The organism is Sphingobacterium ginsenosidimutans (genome assembly GCF_039536865.1).
GTDB classification, from domain to species: domain Bacteria; phylum Bacteroidota; class Bacteroidia; order Sphingobacteriales; family Sphingobacteriaceae; genus Sphingobacterium; species Sphingobacterium detergens.
Window position 1 is genome coordinate 242,172 of sequence record NZ_BAAAZK010000008.1, and the last position, 12,480, is coordinate 254,651.

The window sequence follows — 12,480 nt, forward strand, 5'->3', positions numbered from 1 at the left end:
GAGTGTATGTTTTAAGCGGCATTCATGTACTCGCTTTGCTCGGTTTGAATAAATCATGATGGTTTCATAGTCGAATTCATTTTAACATTAAAACTCCAGACTGACACCACCCGAGAATGTCCGCATAGTAGGATAAGAATAGGCCGCCACTTCAAATCCACCCACCAGTGATTGACGTGGATCGATTCCCGAATGGGCCGTTTTCATAAAAAGATTATCCCCTGAAGCGAATATTCTGAGTTTCTTGATCTTCATTTTTGCCAGTACATTTTCCGGCAAAGTGTACCCAATAGTGATATTCTTAAAATTAAGGTACGAAGCACTAAACAGGCCGAGATCACTGTACAACCAGCTCCCTGTGGTAGCACCATTACCATAAGTATTACCATACATCACCATCGGGAATTTTGCACCTGTATTATTTGGTGTCCATGTGTTACCAATAAGTTCGGAAGAGAGCGCTTTACCGGGATCCTCGCTGACATACAGGTTGTTTCCATATTCTGTGCTGAAAAACTTTCCTCCCAGCTGATAAGCCAAAGCAAGATATAGGTCAAAGTTCTTATAGCGTAAAGAAGTGCTAAATCCGCCAATCCATTTAGGAAGCGCACTTCCCATTTCATATCGGCTTGCTTTTGAATAGTCTGTAGTTGTCAGACTCTCGCCCTCCTTATATCCAGGATAAGTACCCGCATCGACATCGGCTTTGGTGACCTGATGGTAAAATAGCGGTAAGCCTGTAGCCTGATCTACGCCACCGTATTTTAACATATAGAGGTTAAAGAAATCTTTATTTACCCCACGTAAGTAAGTAATATTGGTCACAGCACTGGTTCCCGCAGCTGCCCAGGCATCTGTACCTGCAGTCCAATTCCCACCCAACGCATCTGACCCTACACCATTGGGTACTGCTTTTAATTTTGTTGTATAATGTGTTCCGTTGGTGGATACTGTCCAATTGAAATCCGGCTTCTTAATGATATCAACAGAGAGATCAATTTCAAATCCCTTGTTACCTATTTTTGCTGAATTCGTTGCGATCGAAGACTGTCCTTTTGAAATGGCTATTGGCTGGTTCCAGATGGCATTCACCGTAACACGGTTATAATAATCAAGCGATCCACGTACCCGTCCAAGGAAACTAAAATCAATACCCGCATCCATCGTATGGATATTTTCCCAAGTCAATTGATCATTAACATAGGCATTTTGATTTAGTGTAATATTAGCAGGTATGCCAGTTCCATTTGTGGTCTGGGTGTAGGTGGCTGAATAACTCCAGGTCTGATACCCCGAATAATTGGAGATACCATTTTGGTTTCCGATCACCCCATAACTGCCCCGTATTTTCAGGAGATCAATCCAGTTTTTGGCATTTTGCATAAATGACTCGCTATCGATACGCCAACCTCCACCAACGGACCAGAAAGTGCCCCAACGTTTGTCTTTCAGTTTGAACTTCGACGATCCATCCCGACGTACGGAACCCTGGAAAAAGTACCTATCATTGTAGTTATAGTTGATTCTAGAAAAATAACTTTCCATCGTCCGTTTGTCCTCGCCGCCTCCGGGATTAGGGAAGGTACCACCATCATAACGTCCTACAAAATTGATATACGATGGAAATTCATCGATCAAGGAATAAGATGAGCGATAATTGAGTTGCTCGTTTTTGAACGAATCATACTCATGTCCCAACAGTCCCTCAAAATTATGCAAGCCAATTGTTTTTGAATAGTTAAGCAATTGTTGAAGATTCAGGATCGTTGTATTGGATGCTGTTTTGCCAAAAGCACCTATACCGGCAGCCTGTCCTGATTCGCTATTCCAATAGCGGGTACGCATTTCGTTGAACTTGTCCATCGAAACATTCGCTGTAAATGTAAAATCATTGAGAAATTTAGCCTGCCCATAAACCCGTGTTGTCCAGTCATCAGATACACGTCGATCCAGATCATTGTCTAATACTGTCAACACATTCGTCGATGAAAGCGCAGCTGAGGTCAGACCAAGTGGAGAATAGGTATCTCCCGCAAGCACATGCACTTTATTTTCTCCATTTTCATTAATCAATGCGCCATTCTGATCACGTGCATACAGCTGAACCAAGGGGTTTTGCCCGTTTATAAAACGAAATACATTTGCTGTTGAGCTACCTGGATTCCGTCCAAAGCGTGTCGCTGGCGATTGGGTGGTTCGATTGGAATAACCAATGTTAGCGCCTAGTTTCAACCAGGTATTGACCTGCGCATCAAAATTGGCACGACCGTTATAGCGCTTAAAAGAAGAGCCGCGGATATACGAAGGATCCTCAAGGTATCCGCCAGAAATAAAGTAACTTACTTTCTCATTACCACCAGAAGCTGACAGGTCGTAATCCTGCCGTAGTCTATTCTCCAGCAAGTAATCGTCATAACGATCGCTAAAAAGCAGACGCGCATTGGGATTTAATTTACCATCCGTATTCACGAGATAAGAACCACTCATGGTTGAACTCGCATCGGCACCCGTACCAGATGGCGTATAAACGGCACCGGGAACATCATATAACATCCAGTTTCCTAAGCTGTTCCGCTGAAATTTAGTAGTTGAACCGATATAATCAAACAGGTGAGCACTCGCAAATTCGGCGGCCTGTTCATGTGACATATTGGGATTCTGCACATTGGTGGTATATCTTTTTGAGATTCCCGTTCCATCCACTCCGTAGCGTGCTGAATTATAAATCGAAAGCCAGGCAAATTCATAAATATCTTTTGGATCAGAGATTTTGTCAAACTGGTAGGGACCTACCTGATTGACGCCTAATTTGCCTTCAAATGAAATCCGTGTTTTGCCGGACATCCCTTTCTTTGTTGTCACCAAAACCACACCGTTTGCTCCCCGTGCACCATATAGTGCTGTGGATGCAGCATCTTTCAAGACAGATATACTTTGGATATCCTTTGGATTTAGTGTTGCTAGTGGGTTATCATTTTGCGCGGGCACACCATCGATCACAACGAGTGCATTTGACGTATTCTGACTAGCGGAACCGATACCACGCACCCGAATCCCCATGTCTATCCCCGGTTGACCATCTACCGCTGAAACCTGTATACCCGGAGCGGCCCCTTCCAGCGCCCGGCTGACGGTAGAATTGGATTGCATGTTTAATGCCCTATTATCGATCGTCGATACAGATCCCGTCAGGTCTTTCTTTTTAGCTTCCCCATAAGCTACCACCACAACTTCATCCAGTATCGTATTATCCTCCTGTAGTTCGACACGAAGCGGGGTACCGACAATACCTTCAACACTTTTGGTCATGTACCCCACATATTGGACTGAAAGAACAACCTTGTTGTTACTTACGGACAGGGTAAAATCACCATTTTCATTGGTTGAACTGGCATTTTTACCGCCGACTTCTTTAACCGAGACACCGGCAATGGGCTGGCCATTCTTGCTATTGACCACATGACCTTGAATAGTTTTCGCGATCTGGGCAATTAACGTGAACGGCATCCCCATCAGCATTGTCACGCAAAGAACTAATGAGTAATGTTTTAATTTACTTTCCATTCTGATTAGAGGTTTAATTAATTTTGGTTTAATTTGTTCGTAATTCTATATCGAAGTAATAGAAAACAAACTGAATAGCCGTACCGTACTATCCTGTTCTAAAATGATTTACGAAATATTGTGCGACGTAAATAATTTCAATTCCAATAAATTGGCTGGTATGGTAGATGTATTCCAATGTTGATGCATAAGTAGTGCGGCACCCAAGGCTGTCGCTTGGGGCATCGTTGCCGCAAACACCTCAATATCCAGAAACTCGCGAGCCATTAGGCTCATGTATATGGGGTTTTTACTAAATCCACCATCAACGAATATCCGTGATACAGCTGTGCCCTGCAATACTAATTTGGTCGCTGCAACTTGTGCTTTCACCAAATGAAATAACAGGCTATGATAGGCTATTTCATAATTGTCATAACGCTTTAAGTCTATTTTTTCAAAAGACTTTAATTCAGTGGTATGATCTTCAGCTTCCAAACAGGCAATAATGCCCCAGTCAATTTCCATTAATCTGAATTTGGCTGTTGTCACCTGATAGAAATCCGCAATACGTTTTGATTGTATTTCATGTTCATATCCGGCAAATAAGCGCGATGCCTTTACCGGCTTACCCAAATAAGACAAATAGAATAAACAGTCCTGTTGAAGTTCGCTCATCGTCAATCTGGTTTCATTAAAGGGATTCAGGGAAATACACCAGGTCCCGGTAGAAATTAAGACAAAAGGTTCCTGAAAGAACAGAAGATAAGGGATCAATGCTGCAGAGCTGTCATGTAAGCCCACACCTACCAGATAAGATTTCCCTAAGAACGTACTTTCAAATGCCGTATCGCCAGGAAATATCTTCGGAAAGACATTGACCAGTCCTTCATCCTCCACCCATTGGTGGTAGTTATTTTTATTGAAGTCCCAAAGTGCAGTATGACAACCTATGCTGGTCAAGTCCGCACAAAGTTGGCCCGAAACCAAGAAGCTTAAATACTGGGGCAGGTGCATCGCATGGGCAATATGCCGAAACAAATCAGGTCGCTCGCGCTTAAGGCGCAAAAGCTGTAAACCGGAATTAAGACTTCCTAATGGCGGGGATGCAGTCTCTAAGGCAAAAACGGTCTCTCCGCCATAAGTATTGTAGAGTTGTTGTTGAATAGCAAATGGAAATTCCTTAAGGTAATTATACAGGGGAGTTAAAGGTTTCCCATCGACATCAACATACACCAGACTGGCGCCATACGACGCAAAATTAATTGCACGGATATCAAATTCATGCTTACGCAGCACCTCATGTAGGGCATCAAATATAGATAGACGCAGGCTCTCCAAATTTTCGCAGGGATCCCCATCTTCGTCTACAGTTTCCATAAATCGAGCAGAACGCTCCCAGACTACTTGATAATTTTGATCAAATAAGAGCAGTTTTTTATTTGTTTTTCCAACATCAAATACGGCAACGACAGGTATAGGTTTATTTTCCATGTCGGTTGTCATTTAAAGGCCTGTCGCTACACTATTACGTCCTCTTTCTTCTACCAGTTTTTCCCGTATACACAACGTTCTAAATAAACTTATCGGATCGAGTGCAGCACCAGTGCGCAAGCGGGCTTCGGCTAGCAGCGGCCTCACATCTGTACGAAAAGCCTGTTGTAAAATCTCCTGGGCGGCAACAACATCATTTTGGTTTTGAGCCTCCCGAAGGGACTTCCGATCGATCAATAAGGCCTGTGCATAGGCGATTTTAATGGCTTCCACAGATTGTAATAAATCCACCAAAGGATCCTTCAGGTTATGCGAGGCATCAATCATCCATCCCAACCCCGAATCGTGGGCTATTCCTTTTTCATCCATGCCATCAATCAGTTCGCTGAAAATCAAAAACAGCTGGTAAGGTTTCATACATCCTGCCGTGAGGTCATCATCGCCATACTTGCTATCATTGAAATGAAAACCACCCAATTTACCTTCCATCAACAAGAGGGAGACAATCTGTTCAATATTTGCATTGGGAAGATGATGTCCCAGATCAACCAGCGTGAATGCTTTGGGGCCGAGCTTATTTGTCAACAAGAGGGATTGTCCCCAATCGCCAATGGTTGTCGAATAAAAGTAAGGTTCGAAAGCCTTGTATTCGACAAATAACTTCCAATCCGCTGGCAGATGACGATAGATTTCCTGCAGGCTGGAAAGTGTATGTTGAAATGCCTGACGAAAATTCAACTGTCCGGGAAATGATGAACCATCAGCTAGCCATACCGATAAACATTTGGATCCAAGCTCTTCACCATAACGTATCACTTCGATATTATGGTCAATAGCCTGCTGGCGAACAGCTGGGGCAACATGGTGCAATGATCCAAACTTATAGCTGTGTTGCTGCCCCTGTTGATCTTGAAAAGTATTTGAATTCATCGCGTCAAAGTGGATACCCAAACCACTCGCGAATTGTTTTAATCTATTTGCATCCTTGGGGATATCCCAGGGGATGTGCAAAGAAATTGCATCACTCGACCTATTCAATGCATGGAGCAAGCCCACGTCTTCAATTTTTTGTTCTAATGTGGCGGGCTCACCAGCGCCAGAGAAACGTCCAAAACGTGTACCTCCAGTACCTAGTGCCCAACTGGGAATCGCGATCTGAAATTTTTGTAGCTTTTCTAAGATGTCTTCAATGTGTGAAATTTCATGAGAAACAAAGTCAAAGGCACGCCGATGTTTCCCCCGGAGCCGGTCATTATGTACTTCAATAGCACATGGGTCTAAAATCATAATAATTGCGTTTTCGGTTTATTTAAAATAGGGTACTGAGTTTCCTTTAGTACAGAAACTCAGTACCGAAGATAGCTAAATTAGCGGACAAATGCCATGGCAACACCACCATCCACATTGAGAACATTCCCCGTGGATTTTGATAGTAGACCGCCTACAAAAGAGAAGCAAGCATTTGCTATATCCTCCGGTAAAATAACTTCATTCAACAATGTCCGCTTGGCATAATAGGCCGGCAGCTCTTCTACACGGATCCCATAAGCTTTGGCTCGACCTTCTGCCCATCCCCCGGCCCAAATATTACTATCCGAGATGACCGCATCTGGATTCACGACATTAACACGAATCTTAAAAGGTCCTAACTCTGCTGCACAGAGCCTGCTCAAGTGCAATTGTGCTCCCTTAGCACTCCCGTAGCCGGCATTGTTGGGCCCACTGACCAATGCATTTTTACTGACAATATTAATAATATCACCACCGACACCCTGTTGTTTCAGTATCGGAACCGTGGCCTGTGTCACCAAAAACTGCCCTTTAACCAATACATCAAATAGGAGATCCCAATCCGCCTGACTATGCTCTTCTATAGATTTTGAAATGGACAGCCCGGCATTATTGACGATAATATCAATTCCGCCAAAAGCCAGTAATGTACGTTGTAGTGCCTGCAGGATCTGCTGTTCATCTTTCACGTCCATCGCTACCGAGATAACCGAATCTCTTCCAAATTCGCCGACGAACTCCTGCTCACAGCCCGCAAGACGCTCCGTATTGACATCGGTCAGGACAATGACTGCCCCTTCTTGCACCATTTTTCGCGCGATGGCTTTACCTATCCCGCCGCCGCTACCGGTCACGAAGGCAATTTTACCCGAAAGCGCCTTGGGTTTAGGCATGCGTTGTAGTTTTGCTTCTTCCAATAGCCAGTACTCGATGTCGAACGCTTCCTGTCTCGGCAAGGCCGTGTACGCGCTTATGGCTTCGGCTCCTTTCATCACGTTTATGGCATTCATATAGAATTCGGCAGCGACCCTGGCTGTCTGCTTGTCTTTGGCGAAGGAAAACAAACCAACACCGGGATACAGTACAATCACCGGATTTTGATCTCTGATGGCAGGACTATCGGCGTGTTTACACTGCTCATAATAGGCCGTATACATGGCGCGATAAGCAGTAAACAGTGGTTCAAGTTTCGTGGTGAGTGCTGCGCTATCGTCCAGATTCTCGGATCTATCCAGATTTAATACCAGCGGTTGAATTTTGGTTCGTAAGAAATGATCCGGACAGCTTGTCCCCAAAGGTGCCAATCGTTCCAAATCATTTGAATTGATAAACTCCAAAACGCGTACATCATCTGTAAAATGACCGATCATATGACGTTCGCTAGAACAGAATCCACGCAATATTGGCATCAATTTCACCGCTTGAGATTCCCGTCCGGCCTGATCCAGACTGTCATTCTTTTGACCACCAAACACGGGACCTTTCTTTCCATAATTTTGTTCGAGGTAAGCGGCGCAACGTTCGATCACATCCAACGAATTCACATAACAGGCATAGGCTGTATCACCCCAGGTAAATAAACCGTGCGAACCAAGCATAATACCCCTTATCCCTGGGTTTTCTTCGAGACAGGCCCGTAATTGCAGCCCTAGATCGAAGCCCGGCCGTTGCCAGTCGACCCAGCCGATGGTCCCTTCAAATAACTGCTGGGTAATTTCTTTTCCATCTTTGGCTGCGGCAATCGCAATCGCAGCGTCCGGATGCAAATGATCAATATGTTTGAACGGCAAAAAAGCGTGTAAAGGCGTATCTATTGAAGGCGCCTTGGAAGCGAGGTCGAAAATACAATGATTGAACAGCTCGACCATTTCATCTTCCTGCTGTATCCCCTTATATACTCTTTCAAGATTATGCAGGCGCTCCAGATACAAAGCAGCAAGTCCCGATTTTTTCAGGGTCCCAATATCACCGCCGGAACCTTTTATCCACATCACCTCGACATCTTCACCAGTCAGTGGATCCACCATATTGACTTTACAGGAAGTATTTCCACCACCATAGTTGGTGATGCGAAGGTCTGCGCCCAAAATATTGGAACGGTACAACAGCAATGCAACCTCATCCTCGCCAAGCGATTTTGCTTTTTGTTCATCCCATAAATTGTTTACGTATTTGTATGTTTTCACTTCTTCCATATTTATATTTTTACACTAATTTTCCAATGTTTTTGCAAAGCCCACGACACAGATGGACAAGATGATGGTGATTATACCAGCGATAATAGATCGGTGGGTAACCCGGTCGACCCCTTTCCACTCTTTCAATAAAATACCCCAGGCATTTGAAATGAGAATAATAAAGGCCATATGTAAAATCCACGAGCTTGCGCCATTTCCAAGGCGGCTTTCCCCCATTCCATAGAAAAAGAACTGCAGATACCAGGTTGTACCAGCCAAGGCGCAAAGCAGGAGATTCCGCATTTTGGGAACTTCTTTTTTTGTATACTCCGAAAAGGTTTTATTTTTAAGTAAGAGGTAAAGGCACCAGAGAAAGTTGGTTGTAAAACCGCCCCAAAGGATGACGATATAGGTTACGTTATTTTGATATAAAAATTCTCCTTGTTCCGGATGGTTAGCTTTCCATAGCACATTGGCCACGTCAGCCATCGGCTTTCCCGCCTCAATGCCAAAATTAAAACAGGCGCTCAGAATGCCCGATATAATCGCCACGGTAATACCCAAGCCGAAATTGTAATCGGAGCTCCCTGTTTTCGAAAACGAAGCAAGATGTCTTTCTTTCGATACCCCTGCCTTTCCGCAGAGATAAACACCCAGCACACATAAGGCGAGCCCCAAGAGAATACATAACCCAGCATTACTGGTGAAAAAGTAGTCTATTCCGTGCTTACCCGTTGTTGGATAAATGAAATAATAAATGCTTGGCATTAATGAGCCGAAAACCATGCTTAGACCCAAAATAATGCTGCTTCCCAACGAGACACCTAGATAGCGTACGCCCAGTCCATAGGTCAGCCCACCTATTCCCCAGAGGAGACCAAAAAGAAATGTATAGCCAATAATGCTGTTACTGCTTCCCTTTATAATGTCCATAAAATTGGGTATGGTCAGCATCGCCGCTACAGGAGGAATGATGATCCAAGAAAAAAGACCGCCAAGAATCCACATGGTTTCCCAGGACCACCCTTTAACCTTCTTATAGGGTACATAAAAACTTCCTGAGGCAAAACCGCCTATAAAATGAAATAAAACTCCAAAAACAGCATTCATAATAATCGTTTAGGTATTACGAAAACTAAAATATATCATTCCATCGGCTCAACTGTTATGAACTGTTATGGGCTTCTGAGAATACCTTTCTTGTCATTGCATATAAAAAGGATTTTAACTAAGTTTAGCTAGAATTAATACACTGAAATTTTTGAAGAAATATCTTTTATTCCTGGATACCGAAACCTCTGGCTTGCCAAAAAAATGGGATCGAAAATATACGGATAGTGAAAACTGGCCGCATGTACTCCAATTGGCCTGGATTATTTTTGATGAAGAACAGCAAGAGGTCAAACGTAGCAATAAATATATCTATGAGCCATTGATTCCGATCAGTCCGGCTTCTGAACAGATCCATGGTCTTACACCCTCTTTTTTGATGAAACATGGTCAAAAGAAGAAGGATGTACTCCGCAAGCTCGCTCACGATATCAAAAAATACCAGCCTCAGCTGATTGGCCATTTTCTTTCTTTCGACCTCCAGGTGCTCTGCGCGGAATATCATCGGGTGAACTTACCGATTCCGTTTTATGGGTTGAATTACTTTTGCACCTTGTTACACAGCAAAAAATATGTGCGCAACCCCAACATGGTACACCTTCCATTGGCCTTACTACACGAAGCACTGTTCTCCGAAGCCCCTACAGCAATACACAATGCCGAAAAAGATGCTGCGATTACAGCAAAATGCTATTTTGAAATGATGCAGCGGGCAGAGCTCAGTGAAGAGGATATCAGCAAGCAGCAAGGAGAATTCAATAACATCTTATCATGATATCTACTATGAAAAATGCGGAAGACATCCTCGCCTTGCTAAAGTCAACCCACCCCTTTAAAGTACTACCCGAAACTGTTCAGATCAGTCTGATTGAACTGATGTATCCCCACCGTTTCACAAAAGACACTTTGGTCTATCGGCAGAATATTACCGACATGGAAGGCGTCGACCTTATACAGAAAGGTGAGTATGAAACTTTTTTCTTAGATAGTTCGGACAACAAAAGGCTGATTGAAATCCATCATACCCCCTACTGTTTTGGTGGAATCTCGGTATTATTGAATAGAACAAAAGCACTCAAATCTGTTATTGCAAAAAAAGGAACGGTCATTTATCGGTTACCACGGAAGAATTTTATTGAACTCTGCAATGCCAATGAAGAATTCTTTCAATTCTTTACCAATTCCTTTGGAAAACGGATGTTAGATGAAGAGTTCGCCCATTTTGTTAAATCACCAGCCAGCTTCGAGGAAAGCTATTTTGCGGCAGATCAGCTCTATTCCCGCAAAATCGAACATATTGTATATAAGGATATTGTTGCTTGTACATCCGACACCCCAATTTATGAGGTTGCACGAACCATGGCTCAGCATAAAGTGAGCTGTGCGTTCATCAAAGATGAGGACCATATCATTGGCTATGTCACCGACATGACCTTGAGAGATCGTGTTATAGCACAGCAGGTCGCTGCTACAGCACCTATCGTTTCGGTCATGGACAACCCCATAGTCAGCATTTCCAATCAGGCCTACCTGTATGAAGCTGTACTTAAAATGTTTCATACTAAGTCTAGGTATCTTCTCGTTGAAAAAGAAGGTAAATACGTCGGCTTTCTAAGTCGCAATCGGCTCCTGAGCGAACAGGGACAATCTCCGCTGGTTTTTATCCAATCAGTAAAGCTTGCTGAAACAGGCGACGAGTTACGTGATAAATGGAACAATGTCCCCGAAATCATTCATCAGTTATTGGCTAGAGGAGTCAATGCCGAAATTGCCAATCAAGTCATCACCACCGTTGCAGACAGCATCGCCTTAAAGGTGATCGAGAAAGTTATCAAAGCAATGGGCGAGCCACCGGCCAAGTTTGTATTTATGGTCACAGGAAGTGAAGGACGCAAAGAGCAGACACTGATGACTGACCAGGACAACGCTATCATATATGAAGACAAGGCCAACGAACAGCGGGAATATGTAAGAGATTATTTTCTAAAATTTGCGCGTGAGGTTTCTGACCAGCTGAATACCATTGGTTTTAGCTATTGTACTGGGGGCTATATGGCTAGCAATCCAGAGTGGACACATTCCCTTTCCCATTGGAAAAACAATTATAAGATGTGGATTGAAGAAAGCATTCCGGAGAATGCGATTAAGTTCTCCACCTTTTTCGATTGTCGGAGGTTATATGGTGATCAGCACATCATAGACCAACTGAAAGACTTTCTGACAGTCGAATTGCGGAAACCCAACGAACGATTTTTTGCGTTCATCGCGAAAAATGCGCTGCAATACGAACCTCCCCTGACTTTTTTCAAAACAATAAAAACACAAACTATTGGGTCAACAGAAGTATTTAATATTAAAAAAGCAATGACACCCATCGTCGACCTCGTGCGTGTCTATGCGCTGAAAAATCAAATTTATGAAGAGAATACCGGCGGTAGGTTGAAGGCATTGTTAAATCTTGGAATATTTACTCAAGAACAATATGATGAGCTCCATCAATCGTATTATTACCTGATGTCCATTCGGCTGAAAAACCAAACAAATCAGATTCGGATTGCGAAGTTGAATCCAGACAACTATATTGCGATAGAAAACCTAACAAAAATTGAGAAAGCTACATTAAAGGAAATATTTAAAACAATAGGCAATTTCCAATTGGGCATCAAGTTGAAGTTTACAAATAATATTTTCGGATAATAGCGGAACAACCAGGGGGCCAGTCGCACATTGAATCTATTTTAGTTTTATTGTCCTTTAATGGTTTACTGAAATATATTTCACTTTCAATTTTCGTTTTTTCAATAATTCCTTATATTTATCACAGGCATATGCTAGCTTTGTAGCTGGAATATCCGAATTAAACTTA

7 protein-coding genes are annotated in these 12,480 nt (G+C 43.1%); 2 read left to right on the forward strand and 5 right to left on the reverse strand.

The features are described 5' to 3' along the window. Positions 1 to 87: 87 nt before the first annotated feature. The 5 genes from ABFX33_RS21465 to rhaT form a co-directional block, all read right to left on the reverse strand. Positions 88 to 3,564, reverse strand: a complete 3,477-nt coding sequence (locus ABFX33_RS21465) for a SusC/RagA family TonB-linked outer membrane protein (RefSeq protein ID WP_346088155.1) — start codon at positions 3,562 to 3,564, stop codon at positions 88 to 90. A 108-nt stretch (positions 3,565 to 3,672) separates the two neighbouring features. Beyond that, positions 3,673 to 5,037 (reverse strand): FGGY-family carbohydrate kinase, encoded by a 1,365-nt coding sequence (locus tag ABFX33_RS21470; RefSeq protein ID WP_346088157.1) that lies wholly within the window; start codon positions 5,035 to 5,037, stop codon positions 3,673 to 3,675. A gap of 12 nt (positions 5,038 to 5,049) precedes the next feature. Next, entirely contained in the window at positions 5,050 to 6,324 is a 1,275-nt protein-coding gene (locus tag ABFX33_RS21475; protein WP_346088158.1) for a sugar isomerase, read from the reverse strand. 80 nt (positions 6,325 to 6,404) lie between these two features. Beyond that, complete coding sequence (locus ABFX33_RS21480; RefSeq protein ID WP_346088160.1) at positions 6,405 to 8,522, reverse strand: bifunctional aldolase/short-chain dehydrogenase; 2,118 nt, start codon at positions 8,520 to 8,522, stop codon at positions 6,405 to 6,407. A gap of 15 nt (positions 8,523 to 8,537) precedes the next feature. Then, a complete protein-coding gene (gene rhaT, locus ABFX33_RS21485) occupies positions 8,538 to 9,614 on the reverse strand; it encodes an L-rhamnose/proton symporter RhaT (RefSeq protein WP_346088162.1) in 1,077 nt (358 codons plus the stop codon). 151 nt (positions 9,615 to 9,765) lie between these two features. Between rhaT and ABFX33_RS21490 the strand changes: the two genes are divergently transcribed. Together ABFX33_RS21490 and ABFX33_RS21495 are read left to right on the forward strand one after the other, a co-directional pair. Further along, positions 9,766 to 10,389 carry a 3'-5' exonuclease gene (locus ABFX33_RS21490; protein ID WP_346088163.1) on the forward strand — a complete coding sequence of 208 codons (624 nt, stop codon included), beginning with the start codon at positions 9,766 to 9,768 and terminating at the stop codon, positions 10,387 to 10,389. Further along, on the forward strand, positions 10,386 to 12,311 hold the full coding sequence (locus ABFX33_RS21495; protein WP_346088165.1) for a DUF294 nucleotidyltransferase-like domain-containing protein: 1,926 nt from the start codon (positions 10,386 to 10,388) through the stop codon (positions 12,309 to 12,311). The genes ABFX33_RS21490 and ABFX33_RS21495 overlap by 4 nt, the downstream gene beginning before the upstream one ends. The last annotated feature ends 169 nt before the right edge of the window (positions 12,312 to 12,480 follow it).